The organism is Roseateles sp. GW821-FHT02E12, from assembly GCF_059421665.1.
The window spans coordinates 625,224-642,321 of sequence record NZ_JBWKVK010000002.1 but is presented as its reverse complement, the minus strand read 5'-3'; the positions used below and the strand labels follow the sequence as shown (position 1 = coordinate 642,321).

16 protein-coding genes are annotated in these 17,098 nt (G+C 69.0%); 6 read left to right on the top strand and 10 right to left on the bottom strand.

From position 1 onward, the window contains the following. Window position 1: 1 nt before the first annotated feature. The 3 genes from AC07V5_RS13745 to AC07V5_RS13735 are packed head-to-tail and all read left to right on the top strand — an operon-like array spanning window position 2 to window position 1,661. The gene (locus AC07V5_RS13745) at window positions 2-820 is read left to right on the top strand and encodes an NAD-dependent epimerase/dehydratase family protein (RefSeq protein ID WP_495116239.1); all 819 of its coding nucleotides are present in this window, start codon (window positions 2-4) and stop codon (window positions 818-820) included. Continuing rightward, entirely contained in the window at window positions 817-1,182 is a 366-nt protein-coding gene (locus AC07V5_RS13740) for a DoxX-like family protein (protein WP_495116238.1), read from the top strand. The genes AC07V5_RS13745 and AC07V5_RS13740 overlap by 4 nt, the downstream gene beginning before the upstream one ends. Then, window positions 1,179-1,661, top strand: coding sequence for a DUF2269 family protein (locus AC07V5_RS13735; protein WP_495116237.1), 483 nt, complete (start codon window positions 1,179-1,181; stop codon window positions 1,659-1,661). The genes AC07V5_RS13740 and AC07V5_RS13735 overlap by 4 nt, the downstream gene beginning before the upstream one ends. A 31-nt stretch (window positions 1,662-1,692) precedes the next feature. On the opposite strand, the gene AC07V5_RS13730 is transcribed toward AC07V5_RS13735, so the two are convergent. The 7 genes from AC07V5_RS13730 to maiA form a co-directional block, all read right to left on the bottom strand. Next, window positions 1,693-3,666 carry a S9 family peptidase gene (locus tag AC07V5_RS13730; RefSeq protein ID WP_495116236.1) on the bottom strand — a complete coding sequence of 658 codons (1,974 nt, stop codon included), beginning with the start codon at window positions 3,664-3,666 and terminating at the stop codon, window positions 1,693-1,695. 171 nt (window positions 3,667-3,837) lie between these two features. Beyond that, the gene (locus tag AC07V5_RS13725) at window positions 3,838-5,778 is read right to left on the bottom strand and encodes a methyl-accepting chemotaxis protein (RefSeq protein WP_495116235.1); all 1,941 of its coding nucleotides are present in this window, start codon (window positions 5,776-5,778) and stop codon (window positions 3,838-3,840) included. A 208-nt stretch (window positions 5,779-5,986) separates the two neighbouring features. After that, window positions 5,987-6,724, bottom strand: coding sequence for an acetoacetyl-CoA reductase (gene phbB, locus AC07V5_RS13720; protein WP_495116234.1), 738 nt, complete (start codon window positions 6,722-6,724; stop codon window positions 5,987-5,989). Between the two features lie 26 nt (window positions 6,725-6,750). After that, a complete protein-coding gene (locus tag AC07V5_RS13715; protein ID WP_495116233.1) occupies window positions 6,751-7,935 on the bottom strand; it encodes an acetyl-CoA C-acetyltransferase in 1,185 nt (394 codons plus the stop codon). A 13-nt stretch (window positions 7,936-7,948) separates the two neighbouring features. Beyond that, window positions 7,949-9,586, bottom strand: a complete 1,638-nt coding sequence (phaC, locus tag AC07V5_RS13710; protein WP_495117062.1) for a class I poly(R)-hydroxyalkanoic acid synthase — start codon at window positions 9,584-9,586, stop codon at window positions 7,949-7,951. 333 nt (window positions 9,587-9,919) lie between these two features. After that, the gene (locus AC07V5_RS13705) at window positions 9,920-10,651 is read right to left on the bottom strand and encodes a purine nucleoside phosphorylase YfiH/LACC1 family protein (protein WP_495116232.1); all 732 of its coding nucleotides are present in this window, start codon (window positions 10,649-10,651) and stop codon (window positions 9,920-9,922) included. Beyond that, window positions 10,641-11,276 (bottom strand): maleylacetoacetate isomerase, encoded by a 636-nt coding sequence (gene maiA, locus AC07V5_RS13700; RefSeq protein ID WP_495116231.1) that lies wholly within the window; start codon window positions 11,274-11,276, stop codon window positions 10,641-10,643. Before maiA ends, AC07V5_RS13705 begins: the two co-directional genes overlap by 11 nt. 34 nt (window positions 11,277-11,310) lie before the next feature. Between maiA and AC07V5_RS13695 the strand changes: the two genes are divergently transcribed. Together AC07V5_RS13695 and AC07V5_RS13690 are read left to right on the top strand one after the other, a co-directional pair. Further along, a complete protein-coding gene (locus tag AC07V5_RS13695) occupies window positions 11,311-11,865 on the top strand; it encodes an NUDIX hydrolase (RefSeq protein WP_495116230.1) in 555 nt (184 codons plus the stop codon). Between the two features lie 106 nt (window positions 11,866-11,971). Beyond that, window positions 11,972-12,691 (top strand): substrate-binding periplasmic protein, encoded by a 720-nt coding sequence (locus AC07V5_RS13690; RefSeq protein ID WP_495116229.1) that lies wholly within the window; start codon window positions 11,972-11,974, stop codon window positions 12,689-12,691. On the opposite strand, the gene AC07V5_RS13685 is transcribed toward AC07V5_RS13690, so the two are convergent. Then, window positions 12,688-13,182, bottom strand: coding sequence for an ornithine carbamoyltransferase (locus tag AC07V5_RS13685; protein WP_495116228.1), 495 nt, complete (start codon window positions 13,180-13,182; stop codon window positions 12,688-12,690). The genes AC07V5_RS13690 and AC07V5_RS13685 overlap by 4 nt on opposite strands. 199 nt (window positions 13,183-13,381) lie before the next feature. Here AC07V5_RS13685 and AC07V5_RS13680 point away from each other — a divergent pair, with 199 nt between their 5' ends. Then, on the top strand, window positions 13,382-14,167 hold the full coding sequence (locus tag AC07V5_RS13680) for a Crp/Fnr family transcriptional regulator (RefSeq protein ID WP_495116227.1): 786 nt from the start codon (window positions 13,382-13,384) through the stop codon (window positions 14,165-14,167). A 20-nt stretch (window positions 14,168-14,187) separates the two neighbouring features. On the opposite strand, the gene AC07V5_RS13675 is transcribed toward AC07V5_RS13680, so the two are convergent. Beyond that, the gene (locus AC07V5_RS13675; protein WP_495116226.1) at window positions 14,188-16,269 is read right to left on the bottom strand and encodes a PAS domain S-box protein; all 2,082 of its coding nucleotides are present in this window, start codon (window positions 16,267-16,269) and stop codon (window positions 14,188-14,190) included. Then, window positions 16,270-17,025, bottom strand: a complete 756-nt coding sequence (locus AC07V5_RS13670) for a winged helix-turn-helix domain-containing protein (protein WP_495116225.1) — start codon at window positions 17,023-17,025, stop codon at window positions 16,270-16,272. Between the last annotated feature and the right edge of the window lie 73 nt (window positions 17,026-17,098).

Sequence of the window (17,098 nt, the reverse complement as noted above, 5' to 3'; positions counted from 1 at the left end):
CATGAAGGTCCTCGTCATCGGCGCCGGTGGCTTCATCGGCGGCCACCTGTGCCGGGCACTGGCCGAAGCCGGCCATGAGGCCGTACGCGCCGGCCTGCGGCCCGTTGCCGACTGGGAGCGGCCCGAGGCCTGGCGGCCGCTGCTGGCGGGCGTGCAAGGTGTCGTCTACGCCGCCGGCTGCCTGCGCGACCAGGCGGACGGCGTGGCCGACCTGCTCGACCTGCTGCATCACCGCGCGCCCGCCGCGCTGGCCGAGGCCTGCGAGGCGGCCGGCATCACGCGTTTCGTGCATGTGTCCGCGCTGTGCGGCGGTGTCAGCGGCTATGCGCGCAGCAAGCACGCCGGCGAGGTCGCACTGGCGGGCCGCGCCTGCATCGTGCGGCCCAGCCTCGTCGTCGGCGTGGGCGGCGTCAGCAGCCGCATGCTGGACCTGCTCGCCCGCCTGCCCTGGCTGCCGCTGCCGGCCGAAGTCGCGCGCTGCCGCGTGCAGCCCATCCGCGTGGAAGACCTGGCCGCCGGCATCGTCGCGGCGCTGGCCTCGCCCCAACCGCCCGCGTCGTGGACGGCCGTGGGCCCCGAGGCCGCGACGGTGGCCGAATGGATCGCCCGCCGCCGTGCCGCGCGAGGCAGCGGCCCGGCCCGCCACATCGAGCTGCCGCAGGCGCTGACGCGCGCGTCGGCCCGGCTGGGCGACGTCATCGCGCTCGGCCCCTGGTGCAGCACCGCGCTGGAACTGCTGGCCCACGACAGCGCCGAGCCGCAAGCCCCCTCACCGCTGGGCCGGCCGCTGCGCGATGCGATGGAAGGCGCATGGGCATGAGGTCCACGACGCTCGCCCGTGCTTCCCTCACGCTGCTGTGGTGGGGCACCGTAGCGGCCAGCCTGCACGACGGCGGCGCAGCCGGCATCGCGCTGCTGCAGCAGGCCTCCGGCATCGGCCCCGGCGCGGCGCTGGCCCTCGTACTGCTGGGCTGCGCGTGGGACGCCGCCATCGGCCTGCTGCTCCTGCTGCGCCCTAGCGCCCTCACCTACCGGCTCGCCGCGGCCGGCGTCATCGGCATGACGTTGATGGCCACCGCCCTCGTGCCCACGCTGTGGCTGGACCCGTTCGGCGCGCTGCTGAAGAACCTGCCGGTGCTGGCGCTACTGGCACTGATGGCTCGGAACGAGGGGCGCGCATGACCACCTACCTGCTCGTCAAATGGCTGCACATCGTGTCCAGCGTCGTGCTCGTGGGCACCGGCTTCGGTTCGGCCTTCTACCTGTTCTTCGCCAACCGCAGCGCCAGCCTCGAAGCCCGCGCCGTCGTCGCCCGCCTCGTCGTGCGCGCCGATCTGTGGTTCACGACACCGGCGGTCATCGTGCAGCCGCTCAGCGGTATCTGGCTCGCGCACACCGCCGGCTGGCCGCCGAGCACGCCGTGGCTGCTGGCATCCGTGCTGCTCTACGCGCTGGCCGGTGCCTGCTGGCTGCCGGTGCTGTGGCTGCAGTTGAAGATGGCCCGCGATGTCGAGGCCGCGCTGGCTCACCGCCGGCCGTTGTCGGCGCCATACCGGCGCTGGCAACGCGCCTGGGAATGGCTGGGCTACCCGGCCTTCGCGGCCATGCTGGCGGTGTTCTTCCTGATGGTGAACAAGCCAGCGCTTTGGGGTGGGCCGTAGCTGCCGTGAGCAGACTGCGCCCAATGCCGGGCTAATTCTTCAGGTGCTCGACGAAGAACGCCGCAATCTCGGTCGTGGAACGAACCCGGTTGGGGGTCTTGCGCCAGCCATGGCCTTCATCGGGAAAGAGGAGGTACTTCACGGGCACGGATCGAGCCTTCAGCGCGGCGACGATCTGCTCGGCCTCCACCACCGGCACATTGGTGTCGTTGGCACCATGCAGCACAAACAGGGGCGTGGTGATGCGGTCCAGCTTGTGGATGGGCGACAGGCTGCGCAGCATGTCGGCCTGGGTGACGGGGTCACCGTATTCCGTCGTGGAGATGGCCGCCATCCAGGGCTCGGTCTCGCGGAAAAAGCTTTCGAAGTTGACGATGCCGAACAGGTTGACGCCGGCGGCGAACATGTCCGGGAACTCCGTGACGCCCGCCATCACCATGTAGCCACCGTAGCTGCCACCCATGATGCCGAGGCGTTTGGGGTCGGCGATGCCCGCCCGCACCAACGCGGCCGTCGTGGCTTTGATGTCGGCCACGGCACCCACCCGCTTGGCGCCGTCGTCCATGGCCATGAAAGCCTTGCCGAAGCCCGACGAACCGCGAACGTTCGGCACGAACACCGCGATGCCGCTGGCCACCAGCGCCTGTGCGTCCGGGTTCAGGCTGGGCCTGGCCTGGCCCTCAGGACCGCCGTGATAGCTGAACACCAAAGGCAGCGGGCCAGCAGTCGCCACCGCACCCTTGGGCCGATACAACCAACCCGACAGCTTGACGCCATCGAGCGCGGCGTATTCGATCAGCTCCGGCCGCGCGAGGCTGGCAAGGTCAACGCCGTCGTGGCGACTCTCCGTCACGCGGGTGACCTCACCCGAGGCCACGTCGACCCAGTAGATGTCGCTCGTGCGGTCGGCCGCCGCGCCCGTCAGGGTGAGCTTCTTCCCATCGGCGCTGAAGCGCACCAGCGACGCGAGATCCACCGGCAGCTTGGGCCCCGGCCTGACCTTGCCGCTGGCGGTGTCCAGCCACGCGATCTCGTTGCGCCCACCGACATTCCAGGACAGTGCGGCGATACGCCCGTCGTTACTCAGTACCGCACCATCGGCCACGGCATCGTCCCGGGTCGCCAGGTACCGGATGGGGGCAGGCGTGCCGTCGCGGCGCATCGTCACGACGCCAAATCCAGCCCGGTCGCGCCCAACGTTCGAGATCACATAAACGGTCCGCCCGTCGACCGACAGCGCGCCCCAGTCGTTCTCGGCCTTGCCCGCATGCGGCGTGAGCAAGGTCGCTGCGCCCGTCTTCGTGTCGATGGCATAGAGGTTGTTGTCGCCACGCCCGAGCAAGCGGCTGACGATGGCTCGGCCGCCGCGTACGTCCAAGGGCGCATTCAGGCCTTGGCCGTGGGTCAGCATCTGCCACTCGCCCGACCCCACGTCGATCAAGGCCGCGTGCCGTGCGGCCGGATCGTCTTTGTTGGAGTCGACCATCAACTTGGCGCCGTCGCGGGTCCAGCCATACAGCGCGTTGTTGTCCCGCCCGCCCGGCGTGAGCCGGCGAGGGTCGGAACCATCGGCCTTCATCACCCAGATCTGGGTGTTGAGCCCGCCGCCAGGTGCCACCGTGTAGGCCAGCCAATCGCCCTTCGGCGACCAGACCACACGGCCGACGGGATCGGTCAGCCGGGTGAGCTGGCTCGGGGGCGCGGTGAGTTCGGCTGTCGAGCGCACCCAGACTTGGGGGCTGCCGCTTTCGTTGCTGGTATAGGCCATGCGGCTGCCATCCGGCGACAGCGCCGGCGACTGTGCTGAGCCGAGCCGACCCAGTGCCTCGATGCGCTCGGCCAGCGTTTGCTGCTGACTCAGGGCCGGCGTGCCGCTGAGGCTGAAAAGGAGAGCGGTGGCGGCAAGCGCGAGCGTTTTCATGTGGGCGGCCCAGTCGGCGATTCGGTCGGAATCAGTCCGGCGATGGTATGAGCGACGCCCGCAGGGTTGACAGCTGCGACGCAAACAAAAGGGCCGGCCTGCGCCCTGCCGACATGGCGCTCGGCGAGGTAGGGGGAGCGGGCGGAACGTCGCCCTTGGTGATCAGCAGCTCGTGGCCGATAGCGCTCGTACCGGGCTGCCGCAGCGACAGGTCGCTTTCAATGCACAGCCAACATCAACAGACCGCCCATGGAATCAGGCCCTCGCCGTCCTGAACCTCGCCGCCGCATCCCGCAGCTGCCCGGCCCGGTCTTCAAGCAACGACGCCGATGCTGCTGTTTCCTCCACCAACGCCGCGTTCTGCTGTGTCGTTGAGTCCACCTCGCGGATGGCGGCGGCGAGTTGGCGAATCTGGTCGGCCTGGGACGAAGACTGGCTTGTGATGTCGCCGACGATGGCGGCCACGCGGTGGATGGCCTGCACGATCTCGCCCATGGAGCCGCCGGCCTGCGTCACGTAGGCCTCGCCCTGGTGGACGGTCTCGATGGACGTGTTGATCAGCGTCTTGATCTCTTTCGCTGCCTCGGCGGACCGCTGGGCCAGCGAGCGCACTTCGCTCGCAACGACGGCGAAACCGCGGCCCTGCTCGCCCGCACGCGCGGCCTCGACGGCGGCGTTGAGCGCCAGGATGTTGGTCTGGAAGGCGATGGAGTCGATGACCTGGATGATGTCGCCGATGCGGCGCGAGCTGGCGGTGATCTCGCCCATGGAGCTCACCGCGCGCTGCACGATCTCGCCCCCCCGGCCGGCCAGGCTGGCGGCGCCCTGCACGAGGTCGTGGGCCTCGCGCGCGCTGCTCATGTTGTGGTCGACCGTCTGCTCCAGCATGCCGGTGCTGGCGCTGGTCTGCTCGACGACGGAGGCCATCGCGTTGCCGCGTGCCGACAAGTCCTGGTTGGCGCCCGAGATCTGCGTGGCGGAGCTGGAGATGTGCTCGGCACCGGCGCGCACCTCGTGCACGAGGCCGCTGAGGCGCCGCATGGCGTCGCGCAGCGCATTCGTCGCCAGCACGACCTCGTCACGGCCGTCCAGGGCCGGCGTCTCGCTGAGGTCGCCGGCACCAAGGGCCTCGATGCGGCGGCCCAGCGCGGCGCAGGTGCTGCGCGAGGCAAGGTAGTAGCTCACCAGCGCATAGACCGCGATGGCGACGAAGGCGATGGCCAGCCCCATGGCCGTCCACAGCTCGCGCGTCAGGCGCTTGACCCGCACCTCGACCAGCTCGGCCAACTTGGCCTCGGCAGCGCGCTCCAGCTTGTCGGTCGCGGCGATCTGGGCCGTGCCAAGGGCGAACCACTCGGCGGCCTCGACCTTGGGCGCCTCACCCAGCACAAAGCCCTGGGCGAACTTCTCGCGGAAGTCCTTGCGGATGCGGTCCGTGAGTTGCACGTCCAGACCCTTCATGGCCTCGGGATTGGCTGCCGCGACGCGATTGAGCGCGCCGGTCAGGCGGGTCAGGTATTCCTCGGTCAGCGTGTCGGCCTGGTGCAGGCGTTGCAGCACGCCAGCCGGCGGTGAGCCCATCTGGGCGGCGGCGGCGCCGAGTGCGCGCATGCGGCCGATGGCGTCTCGCAGGTGAGGCAGGGCGTCGGTGACGCTCAGCATCAGGTAATAGGTATCAGCGTCAGGATCCAGGGCCAGGTTGGACTCGGACGAGGCCTGTTCGACGAGCGACTGCACCGTGTCCGTCAACATCAAGCTGGCCACGATGACCGGCTCGGGCTCCGCCGCACCGAGGGCGGCCAGGGCCTTGGCCTTGTCCCGCGCGGCCGCCAGGCCGGCGGTGAGCTTGAGCGGGTCCTGTGCCGCACCGATGTGTTTCTCCAGCGCCTGGGCCTGGGCGTTGAACTTGGCAAGGGCGTCATCACGCTTGGCCTCGGCCCCGGGCGTCTTGGCGCTGAGGCCGATGGAGGTGCCGCGCAGCACCATGGCGGCGTTCAACAGGCTGCTGACCTCCCGCACCTGCGCGACACCGATCAACTCTTTGGCGGAGAAGTCGCGGGCATCGGCTCGGTCACCCGCCAGCGACACCAGCAGGTACGCCAGCGGAATCGCAAAGCAGAGGCAAACAATGAAGAACTTGTGCGCCATCGGCAGGCGGCGCATCAATCTCACGGCGGGCAGAAAGATCAGGTTCATCCGACTCATCCCTATTGCTAATGCGCCAGCTGCGCGGCGCTAAATCGGGAATGTAGTCAGGCCAAGCCCCTGATTCAGGGGACGAATTCACAGCCGCGCACCGTTCCGCGCGCAAGCGTGGAATTGTTGCCATCCCGCCCCAAGGCGGTGCGGCCAAGAAAAAGCCGGCTGCACAGGCAGCCGGCTTCAGGCGAGGCCCCGTGAGGGGTCAGCCCATGTGCATGCCGCCGTTGCAGGAGAAATCGGCGCCGGTCGAGAAGCCGGAGTCTCCGCTGGCCAGCCACGCGACGATGGAGCCGATCTCCTCGGGCGCGCCCAGGCGCTTCACGGGGATGGTCGCGACGATCTTCTCCAGCACCTCGGGCTTGATGGCGCGGACCATGTCGGTGCCGATATAGCCGGGGCTGACCGTGTTGACCGTCACGCCCTTGCTCGCCAGCTCCTGCGCCAGCGCCATCGTGAAGCCGTGCATGCCGGCCTTGGCGGCGGAGTAGTTGGTCTGCCCGGCCTGGCCCTTCTCGCCATTGACGGACGAGATCTGGATGATGCGGCCCCAGCCCTTTTCCACCATGCCCGGCACGACCTGCTTGGTCACGTTGAACATGCTGTTCAGGTTGGTGTCGATGACGGCGTGCCAGTCGTCCGGCGTCATCTTCAGGAACATGCGGTCCTTGGTGATGCCGGCGTTGTTGACGAGCACGTCCACGGAGCCATGTTCGCCAATCGCCTTCTGGAAGGCCTCGACGGTCGAATCCCAGTCGGCCACGTTGCCGACGGAGGCGTAGAAGCTGTAGCCCAGCGCCTTCTGCTCGTCGAGCCACTTCTGATAGTCACGGCTCGGGCCACAGCCCGCGATGACCTTGAAGCCCTCCTTGTGCAGGCGCTGGCAGATGGCGGTACCGATGCCGCCCATACCTCCGGTGACGTAGGCAACTTTTTGACTCATGTTTGTCTCCTGGCTGTTGTGGGGAATCAGCGTTCAACGGTCAGGGCCACGCCCATGCCGCCGCCAATGCACAGTGATGCTATGCCCTTCTTGGCATCGCGCTTGACCATCTCGTGCAGCAGCGTGACGAGCACGCGGCAGCCGCTGGCACCGATGGGGTGGCCGAGTGCAATCGCGCCACCGTTGACGTTCACCTTGCTCATGTCCCAGCCCATCTCGTTGTGCACGGCACAGGCCTGGGCGGCGAAGGCTTCGTTGATTTCCAGCAGGTCCAGGTCGGCAGGCTTCCAGCCCGCGCGCTCCAGCGCCTTGCGCGCGGCGGGCACGGGGCCCATGCCCATCAGCGCGGGGTCGAGGCCGGCCGACGCGTAGGACGCGATGCGGGCCAGCGGCGTAAGGCCCAGTGCCGCCGCCTTGGCGGCTGTCATGACGACGACACCAGCGGCGCCATCGTTCAGGCCCGAGGCGTTGCCGGCCGTCACGCTGCCGGCCTTGTCGAAGGCGGGGCGCAGGCCGGCCAGCACTTCGGCGTTGGACTTGCGATTGATGAACTCATCGGCAGCGAAGACGATGGGGTCGCCCTTCTTCTGCGCAATGCTGAACGGCACGATCTCGTCCTTGAAGCGGCCGGCGTCCTGGGCCGCGGCGGCCTTCTGCTGGCTGCCCAGCGCGAGTGCATCCTGCTGCTCGCGGGTGATGCCGTACTTCTTGGCGACGTTCTCGGCGGTGATGCCCATGTGGTACTGGTTGTACACGTCCCACAGGCCGTCAACGATCATCGTGTCGACCATCTTCCAGTCGCCCATGCGCTGGCCGTCGCGCGAGCCCGGCAGCACGTGGGGGCTCAGGCTCATGCTCTCCTGGCCGCCGGCAATGATGATGTCGCTGTCGCCATCGCGGATGGCCTGGGCGGCCAGCATCACGGCCTTCAGGCCGGAGCCGCAGACCTTGTTGATGGTCATGGCCGGCACCGCCTGCGGCAGGCCCGACTTGATGACCGACTGGCGCGCCGGGTTCTGGCCGACGCCGGCCGTCAGCACCTGGCCGAGGATGACCTCGTTGATCTGGTCGCCCGCCAAGCCGGTGCGGCGCAGCAGGTCCTGGATGACGGCCGCGCCCAGTTCGCTGGCGGGTGTCTTGGCGAGCGTGCCGCCGAACTTGCCGATGGCGGTGCGCGCGGCGGCGACGATGACGATGTCTTGCTGACTCATGGTGAGGTCTCCTTCAGGCTTTGACTTTGACGTAACGACCGGGCGCGGGCTCGATCGGCTTGAACTTGCGGTTGCCCGGCGTCTTGGCCGCGGGCTTCTTGGCGCCGGCATGCGCAGCCAGCCAGGCGGACCAGTCCGGCCACCAGCTCCCCGGGTGCTCGGTCGCACTCTTGAACCAGGCCTCGGCTTCGGCCGGCAGCGCGCTGGCCTTGGCAATCCAGTGGCTGCGCTTGCCCTTGGCCGGCGGGTTAATGACGCCTGCGATATGACCCGAGGCGCCCATCACGAAGCGCTTCTTGCCGTTGAAAATCTGCGTGTTCCGGTAGGCCGCCTGCCAGGGCACGATGTGGTCTTCGCGCGAGCCGTAGATGTAGACCGGCGCGTCGATGGCGCCGAGGTCCAGCTTCTCGCCGCAGACAGTCAGCTTGCCCGGCACCTTGAGCTCGTTTTGCAGATAGGTGTGGCGCAGGTACCAGCAGTACATCGGGCCCGGCAGGTTGGTGGAGTCACCGTTCCAGTACAGCAGGTCGAAGGCCGGCGGCGCCTCGCCCTTGAGGTAGTTGCCGACGACGTAGTTCCACACCAGGTCGTTCGGGCGCAGGAAGCTGAAGGTCGTCGCCAGCTCCTGGCCGTGCAGCAGCTGCGGGCCCTTGGGCGAATCCGGGCCAAGTGTGGCCTCGCGCAGCCGAACGCTGGCTTCGTCGACAAAGATGTCCAGGATGCCGTTGTCGGCGAAGTCCAGCAGCGTGGTCAGCAGCGTCAGGCTGGCGGCCGGCTGCTCGCCACGCGCGGCCAGCACGGCCAGGGCCGTTGTGAGGATGGTGCCGCCGACACAGAAGCCCAGCGTGTTGATCTTGTCCTGGCCCGAGATTTCCTGAACGACACGGATGGCCTCGATGGCGCCTTCCTCGATGTAGTCGTCCCAGCTCAGGTGCTTGACCGATTCGTCCGGGTTGCGCCAGCTGACGACGAAGACGCGATGGCCTTCGGACACGGCATAGCGGATCAGCGAGTTGTCCGGCTGCAGGTCGAGGATGTAGAACTTGTTGATGCAGGGCGGCACCAGCAGGAAGGGCCGCGCATGCACCTCGGCCGTCAGCGGCGCGTACTCGATGAGCTGGAACAGCTCGTTCTCGAACACGATGCTGCCCGCGGTGGTGGCCACGTTCCTGCCGACCTCGAAAGCGCTCTCGTCCGTCTGCGACACATGGCCGCGCTGCACGTCGCCCCACAGATGCTGCAGGCCGCGCGTCAGCGTTTCGCCCTTGCTGTCGAGCGCCAGCTTCTGCGCCTCGGGGTTCAGCGCCAGGTAGTTGCTGGGTGACACGGCGTCGACGAACTGCTGCACCGCGAAGCGGATGCGCGCCTTGGTCTTGTCGTCGGCCTCGACCTGCTCGGCCATCTTGCCCAGCGTGCGGCCGTTGAGCAGGTAGAGCTGGCTCATGAAGTTGGCGGCCGGGTTGGCCCGCCATTCGGGCGCGGCGAAGCGGCGGTCGCCAGCTGCGGGCGTTTCGCCCTGGCCCAGCGACGTGTTCCACAGCGCCGTGGCCTGCTTCAGGTAGTCGGCCTGCAATTCAGCCAGGCTTGCCGGCGAGATCTGCGGGAGATGCGCCATCTGCTGCATCAGGTCCGCGAAGGGCTGCCCGTCCATCGTGGGCGGTGCGTCGTTCTTCTTGCGAGTGGCCATGTCTTCCTCGGAGCTTCCGCCTTGGCGGTGTTGTCTCGATCCGTTGCAATAAGCTTGCCACATCTCGCTGACCCAGTTTTTTAACCGCACGCGCTGACGTGCCAATGACACATGTATCTCGTTGCGATTGCCTGGGCGTATGTTGCGCTGATGATGGCTGCAGCCGAAGCGATCAGCCCTCAGGGGTCGCTGTTCGGTGCCTTCGTCACGCTGATGCTTTACGGTGTCCTTCCACTGGGCCTGCTGCTCTACATCCTCGGCACACCGGGTCGCAAGCGTCGTCGTCGTGCGGCTGAATCAGCGGCGGAGGGCGATGCAGGCGGCCATGCGGCCACGGGGCCGGCCGAGGGCCTCGCCCCGAAACGAGAAGAAGCGTGAATCATCGGTCAGCGTGCACCACGAACCGCCGCTGATTTCGGTGACACCGGCCGTGCTCAAGCGTTCGCGAGCCAGCAAGGCCAGGTCAGCGAGCCAACGAGGCTCGGGGTTGGGGCGATAGCGGAAACCGGGCTGGTCGTGCGGCAGCGGCTCGCGGCCGAATGCCGTGACGACCTCGGGGCCGACCTCGAAGGCCTCCGGGCCGATGCAGGCGCCCAGCCAGGCCTTCACCTCATGCGGCGCGCAGCCGGCTGCGTCGCAAAGCTCGGCCACCGTGTTCTCCAGCACCCCGGCCGCCAGGCCTCGCCAGCCCGCGTGTGCGCCGGCCACGCCGCCGGGTGCAGCGAACAGCACCGGCAGGCAATCGGCGACGAGGATGGCCACGGCCAGTTCGGGGTCGGTCGACACGGCCGCGTCGGCCTTGGGCGCGTTGTCGTCATGCCAGCCGCTGCTCAGGCGGACGACGTCGGCGCCGTGGACTTGATCGAGAAAGATGGGCCGCGCGCCGAGCAGTGGGGCGAGCCCGGCCCGGTTGGCCTGGGCCACCTCCGGGTCTCCCGCCTTGCGGCCGAAGTTGGCGCCAAGCGTCGTCATGAAGGCGTTGACCTCGGGCCAGCCAGGCCGCAGCCAGTGCGTCGAATCAAGCAGCATCGGGGCAGACGCTGGGATGGGTGTTGGCAAAGGCCGGCAGCGCCAGGCAGGCGGCGTTCACGCGCATCACGGTCGGGTAGTCGTCCAGCGGGCATTCGAAGCGCTGGGCGTTGTAGACCTGAGGCACCAGCAGGCAGTCCGCCAGGCCCGGCGTGTCGCCGAAGCTGAACTGCCCGGCCGTGGCGGCCAGGCGCTGCTCGACGATGGCCAGGCCGGTGGCGACCCAGTGGCGGTACCAGCGGTCCACGGTGTCCTGCTCCTGGCCGAGATCGTTCTTCAGGTAGCGCAGCACACGCAGGTTGTTGATGGGGTGGATGTCGCAGCCGACGTCCTGGGCCAACGCCCTCACCTGCGCGCGGGCAAACGGGTCGCGCGGCAGCAGCGGCGGTTCGGGGTGGGTCTCGTCCAGGTACTCCAGGATGGCCATGGACTGGCTCAGCCAGCGGCCGTCGTCCAACACCAGCGCCGGCACCAGGTGCGAGACCTGCTGGTTGGCGAAGGGCTCGGCGAACTGCTCGTTCTTCGCGAGGTGGATGGACGCGTAGTCGTAGTCCAGCCCCTTGAGCGCGAGGCCGATGCGCACGCGCCACGAGGCCGAGGATCGGAAGTAGTTGTAGAGCTTCATGGCACTGATTCTCGCGCTCTATAAACTGGGGCACATGCCCTTTCCCAGCCGCTTCAAGCATTGCCCGAACTGCGGCGCCGCCGTGGAATACCGCATCCCGGCGGACGACAACCGGGAGCGCGCCGTCTGCCCCAGCTGCAGCAGCATCCACTACCAGAACCCGCTGAACGTCGTCGGCACGCTGCCCGTCTGGGAGGCGGACGGCCGCGTGCTGCTGTGCCGCCGCGCCATCGAGCCGCGCCACGGCCTGTGGACGCTGCCGGCCGGCTTCATGGAGTTGGGCGAAACCACCGCGGAAGGCGCCCTGCGCGAGACGCAGGAGGAGGCCGGTGCCGACGCCGAGATGGGGCCGCTGTACACCGTGCTCAACGTCGTGCGTGTGGGGCAGATCCACCTCTTCTACCGCGCCCGGCTGCGCTCGCCGGACTTCAACCCAGGCCCGGAATCGCTGGAAGCGCGCCTGTTCGACGAGAGCGAGATTCCCTGGGACGAGATTGCCTTCAAGACGACGCGTGAGACGCTGCGCTGCTTCTTCGAGGACCGCCGCCGGGGTGGCGAGTTCGCGCTGCACGAGATCGACATTCCTTGATGCCGGCGCGACACGCGCGCATCATCAGCGTCGTCTCCAACGACGGGAGCTGAGCATGCAGACGCGGCGGGCGTGGTGCAGGGCGGGGCTGGGTTGGATGGGCGGGATGGCCATGCTGCAGCCGGCCCATGCTGCGCCGCTGCGAGCCGTGGGCTCGCAGTTCGCGCGCATCTTCGAAGGGTCGGAAGGTCAGGCACCCAAGGGCCTGGCGGTGGACCTGCTGGGCCAGCTCTTCGGCGACAGCTTGCGCTGCGAATGGGTGCCCTGGTCGCGCGCCCAGCTGATGCTGGAGCAGGGCGAGGCCGACATCCTCATCGGCCCCTACCGCACGCCGGAGCGCGAGGCGCGCATGCTGTTCAGCGTGCGCTCCTTCTACTCGGACGCCATGGTCTGGTATGCCCGCCGGGGCGAGGAGGCGCGCTGGACGGGCGAGTTCGCCGACCTGGCGCAGACACCGGTGGCTGCCGTGCGCGGCTGGGCCTATGGCAGCCGCTTCGAGCGCATGAAGACCTCGATGAACCAGCTCACCTGGGTGCAGAACGTGGACGCGGGCCTGCAGATGCTGATGAAGCGGCGCGTCGAGCTGTTCGCGGCCAATGACCGCAACTGCCAGCCAGTGCTGCAGAAGTTGAACCTGGGCGACGCCGTGGCGCGCTGTTCGCCGCCGCTGGACGTGCTGCACGGCCACATGGCCTTCGCCCGCAGCGCCGCGGGCGAGACGCTGTCGCAGCGCTACGACCTTGCTTTCGAGCAGTGGCTGCGCACGGGCTCGGCCGCGGAGCTTTACCGCCGCTGGGGCGTGGACCGGCCGGTGACGCCGCTCTAGGTCAGGCTGACGAGCAACGCCGCCTGCAGGATGCTGCGGCGCCGGACCTGCGGGGTCGCTTCGCCGCCCAGGTCATCCACGAGCGTGGCCGTTGGATGATCCGGCATGGCCAGGCCGGCGAAGACCGGGATGCCCGCGCCGCGGGCGATGCGCCTGACCAGCTCGGCCGGCAGATGCTGGCACTCCACCGCGTCGTAGAGCCGGCCCAGCACGCGGGCCGTGGCGTCGATCTGCGGCTCGCTGCTGCCCTCGTCCAGCCGGGCCTGCACGAAGGACACATGCGCGCCGAGCGCCCGGGCCGCCTCGATGAATTCGAGGGCCTGCTCGTCGCCGCCAGTGGGCGACAGCAGCGCCAGTTGCTTGCCCGCCATCAGCTGCAGCCCGGCGGCGCCCGCACGCGCGAGCGCCCTGGCCTGCCGCAACAACGCGGCCGCCTGGGCGGGGTTGGAAAAGTCGGCACCAACGGCACCTTCGACGGCCAGCGAACACATGGCTTTGCAGCGTAGCGAAGCCAACTGCGCGGGCCTTGACGCAGGTCAACCTGAAGGGATCTCCCTTGTTGTTGCGCCGTTCGTCACCGTCTGTTCACGCGCTGTTACGGAGCGCTACCGAGCGATTTGGCGTGTTGCTCAAGCGTTGGCCGGCGCTTCATAGCATGACCTCCATCAAACGCCCCCCACGGAGAACCGCATGCAACAGCCCCTCACCTCGCAGCCCGCAGTGCACCAGATCGCCCACCTCGCCCTCGGCCGCCGTGCGGCCATCGGCACCCGGGACGACGTGCGGGCCGGCACGGGCCAGCGCATCGCCGACACGCTCAAGCTGATCGCCGCCGTGCTGGCGCCCAAGCGCCGGATCGTGCATGCGGGCGACGTCATCTACCGCGCTGGCGACCGGTTCGACCACCTGCACATCCTGAACTCGGGCTTCTTCAAGCTGATCAGCCTGTCCAGCGATGGGCGCGAGCAGGTCGTGGGCCTGCGGTTTCGCGGTGACTGGCTGGGCTTCAGCGCCATCTCCCAGGGCAGCTACGGCTGCGACGCCATCGCGCTGGACACCGCCGAAGTCTGGACGGTGCGCTACGACGCGCTGCTGCAAGCCTGCGCCGAGCATCCCGCGCTGATGACCAGCATGCACGAGGCCATGAGCAACGAGATCATGCGCGACCGCGACTCGCTGATGGCCATCTGCACGCTGCCCGCCGACGCCCGCGTGGCCACCTTCTTGCATTACTGGGCCGACGCCCTGGCCGTGCGTGGCCTGCGCGCGGACCAGTTCAGCCTGCGCCTGACACGCGCCGAGATCGGCAACTACCTGGGCCTGACGCTGGAGACCGTCAGCCGCGTGTTGTCCCGGCTGGCCCGGGCCAAGCTGATCGCCTTCAACGAGAAGAGCCGCCGCGACATCTGCATTCCCGATCTGCGGGCACTCGCGGCCTACGTGGAACGCCGCGACACGCTGGCCGGCCTGCACTGAGCCTCACAGCAGAAGAACGGCTAACCGCCGCCTGACAGCGCCCTGGCGATGGCCTGGGCGAGCTCGGCCCGTGAGTAAGGCTTTTGCAGCAGCTCCCAGCCGGGTGGCGAGTCCTGGTCGGCCTCCAGCAGCTCGGCCGAGAAGCCCGACATCAGCAGCACGGCCAGGCCGGGCAGGCGCTGCTGCGCCAGGCCGGCCAGCTCGGTGCCGCGCATGCCTGGGCCTAGCGCGATATCCGTCAGTAGCAGCTCGAACGCAGCGTCGTTCGTCAACAGCAGCAGCGCCTGCTCGGCACTGGCACAGGCCGTCACTTCGCAGCCCAGCGCATCCAGGAACTGCCGCGCCACCGCGCGCACCTCGGTGTCGTCTTCCACCATCAGCACCTTCAAGCCCGGCGGCAGTGCGCCGACTTCGCCCTCGGGCTCATCGCGCGCCAGCTGCTGGCCCCAGGGCCGCGGCAGATACAGCGAGATCGTCGTGCCCGTGCCCGGCGCCGACTCGATGGCCACCGCGCCACGCGACTGCTTGGCGAAGCCGTAGACGGTGCTCAGCCCCAGCCCCGTGCCGCGCCCGGCCTGCTTGGTCGTGAAGAAGGGCTCGAAGGCGCGCTCCCTGACTTCCTCGGCCATGCCCGAGCCGGTGTCGGCGATGACGATGCGCAGGAAGCGCTCGTCCGGCGCACTCGGGTCGTCGATCTCGCGCCGCACCTGGGCGGGCAGCGTGCCGGCCGGCCCGGCGCTGAAGCGCAGCGAGCCCCCGTCGGGCATGGCATCTCGTGCGTTGATGGCGATGTTGAGCAGCGATGCCTCCAGCTGGCCGGGGTCAGCCAGCACGACGAGCCGATCACCTGACAGTTCGACGCCGATCTCGATGCGCTGGTCCAGCGTGCGGCGCAGCATGTCCGCCAGCGAGTGCAACAGCGCGCCCACATCCACCGCGGCCGGCTGCAGCACCTGGCGGCGCGAGAACGCCAGCAGCTTGCCGGTCAGCTCGGCACCGCGCCGCGCCGCCCGCGTTGCCGCGCTGACGAGCTGTTGCCCGAACTCGTGGCCGGCCAGCGCAGGCAGTTCCTCCAGCACCTGAAGGTTGCCCTGGATGACGGTCAGCAGGTTGTTGAAATCGTGCGCGATGCCGCCGGTCAGCTGGCCCACGCTCTCCAGCCGCTGCGCATGGTTGAGCGCCTCTTCGCTTTGCGCGCGCTGCAGGCAGGTGGCCAGCAGGTTGGCCAGCGACTGCAGGAAGCGCGTTTCGTCCGCACCGAAGTGCCCGGCGGTGCGCGAGCGCACGCACAGCACGCCGGTCATGCGGCCGCGGTCGAACAGCGGCACCGCCAGCAGGCTGGCCATGCCGGCGTCGAGGTCGGCCTGCGGCACCTCGAAGCGGGTCTCCAGCGCCAGGTCCGCAACGACCAGGGGCTGCGCCAGTGCCAGCACGTAGCCGGCCGCCGTGCGGGCGGTGTTGGCCAGCCGCGCACCCAGCGGCAGGGAGGCGAATTCACCAAAGCGGCTGACGACAAGAAATTCCTGCCGGTCGGGCTCCAGCAGCAGCACGCTGGAGAACTCCGCCTCCAGCGCCTGGGCCGCGAGCTCGGGCACGCGCATCAGCAGCTGCTGGGGTTCGCGCTCGTCGACGGCCATGCGGCCGAGCTGCGCCAGGTGCTCGCTGTGCCGGGCGCGCTGCAGCGCCTGCTTCACGCGCGGGTAGGCCCCGATGTCGCGGATGGCCGCCACGACAAAAGGCAGGCCGTGGCTCTGCAGCGGGCTCAGCGCGATCTCCACCATGACCTCGCTGCCGTCGCGCCGCTTGGCCACCAACTCCATCTGCGTGCCCATCGGGCGCGGGCGCGGTGCCTGGCCGTAGGCCTGACGGTAGGCCGCGTGGCGCGGGCGGATGCTGTTGGGCACCAACGCATCCACGCTGGTGCCGATGAGCTCGTCCGGCGCGTAGCCCAGCAGCTTTGCCGCGGCGGGGTTGGCCAGCACGATCTGGCCCGCGGTATCCACCAGCAGCAGGCCATCCGCTGCGGCAGAGAACAACGAGCGGTAGACGCCCAGGTCGTCCACGGCCTGCGGTGTCGTGGCGGGCGGGCGGTGTGCGTCCATCTACGGTGCCGGGCCCACGGGCGGGATGAAGATGTAGCCGGCGCCGCGCACCGACTTGATGATCTGCGGGTTCTCCGCGTCGACTTCCAGCTTCTTGCGCAAGCGGCCGACCTGCACGTCGATCGTGCGGTCGAATGGCGCCGCCTCGCGGCCGCGTGTGTGCTCCAGCAGGAAGTCGCGCGACAGCACGCGCCCGGCATGCTGCGCCAGCGTCGCCAGCAGCTCGAATTCGCCGGTGGTGAGCCGCACCTCGGTGCCGACGGGGTCGTCCAGGCGGCGCGCGGCCAGGTCCAGCCGCCAGCCCAGGAAGCCCAGGCGCGTGCCGATGGGCGGCGCAGCCGCGGTGGCCACGGCGGGAGCGGCCGGTGCCGCGACGGCAGGCTGTGCTGGCTCGATGCGCCGCAGCACGGCCTTGATGCGCGCCACCAGCTCGCGCAGGTCGAAGGGCTTGGTGACGTAGTCGTCGGCGCCCACCTCCAGCCCCACGACCTTGTCCACCGCGTCGCCCCGGCCGGTGATTATGACGAGGCCGCAGCGCCAGTGCTCGCGCAGCTGGCGCGCGATGGCAAAACCGTCCTCGCCCGGCAGGCCCAGATCCAGCAGCACCAGCTCGGGCGGGTCTGCCGGCATCAGCTCCATCAGCGCGCGGCCTGAGTGCAGCTGGGTGGTCCGGAAGCCATGGGTGGCGAGGTAGTGGGCCAGCAGCTCGGTGATGGCGGATTCGTCGTCGACTACGGCAATGTGCTGAGGCGTCACGGCGTCGGCGTGTTTGGCAAGTTAGGCAGGTTGGCGGTTCCTGCTCATTCTTGCACCGTTCCGAGGCACGGGC

What these genes read in the sequence shown, in the direction of transcription:
- AC07V5_RS13745 (WP_495116239.1), top strand. Translation starts at nt 2, where the DNA reads ATGAAGGTCCTCGTCATCGGCGCCGGTGGCTTCATCGGCGGCCACCTG.
- AC07V5_RS13740 (WP_495116238.1), top strand. Translation starts at nt 817, where the DNA reads ATGAGGTCCACGACGCTCGCCCGTGCTTCCCTCACGCTGCTGTGGTGG.
- AC07V5_RS13735 (WP_495116237.1), top strand. Translation starts at nt 1,179, where the DNA reads ATGACCACCTACCTGCTCGTCAAATGGCTGCACATCGTGTCCAGCGTC.
- AC07V5_RS13725 (WP_495116235.1), bottom strand. Translation starts at nt 5,778, where the DNA reads ATGAACCTGATCTTTCTGCCCGCCGTGAGATTGATGCGCCGCCTGCCG.
- phbB (WP_495116234.1), bottom strand. Translation starts at nt 6,724, where the DNA reads ATGAGTCAAAAAGTTGCCTACGTCACCGGAGGTATGGGCGGCATCGGT.
- AC07V5_RS13715 (WP_495116233.1), bottom strand. Translation starts at nt 7,935, where the DNA reads ATGAGTCAGCAAGACATCGTCATCGTCGCCGCCGCGCGCACCGCCATC.
- phaC (WP_495117062.1), bottom strand. Translation starts at nt 9,586, where the DNA reads ATGGACGGGCAGCCCTTCGCGGACCTGATGCAGCAGATGGCGCATCTC.
- AC07V5_RS13705 (WP_495116232.1), bottom strand. Translation starts at nt 10,651, where the DNA reads ATGCTGCTTGATTCGACGCACTGGCTGCGGCCTGGCTGGCCCGAGGTC.
- maiA (WP_495116231.1), bottom strand. Translation starts at nt 11,276, where the DNA reads ATGAAGCTCTACAACTACTTCCGATCCTCGGCCTCGTGGCGCGTGCGC.
- AC07V5_RS13695 (WP_495116230.1), top strand. Translation starts at nt 11,311, where the DNA reads ATGCCCTTTCCCAGCCGCTTCAAGCATTGCCCGAACTGCGGCGCCGCC.
- AC07V5_RS13690 (WP_495116229.1), top strand. Translation starts at nt 11,972, where the DNA reads ATGGCCATGCTGCAGCCGGCCCATGCTGCGCCGCTGCGAGCCGTGGGC.
- AC07V5_RS13685 (WP_495116228.1), bottom strand. Translation starts at nt 13,182, where the DNA reads ATGTGTTCGCTGGCCGTCGAAGGTGCCGTTGGTGCCGACTTTTCCAAC.
- AC07V5_RS13680 (WP_495116227.1), top strand. Translation starts at nt 13,382, where the DNA reads ATGCAACAGCCCCTCACCTCGCAGCCCGCAGTGCACCAGATCGCCCAC.
- AC07V5_RS13675 (WP_495116226.1), bottom strand. Translation starts at nt 16,269, where the DNA reads ATGGACGCACACCGCCCGCCCGCCACGACACCGCAGGCCGTGGACGAC.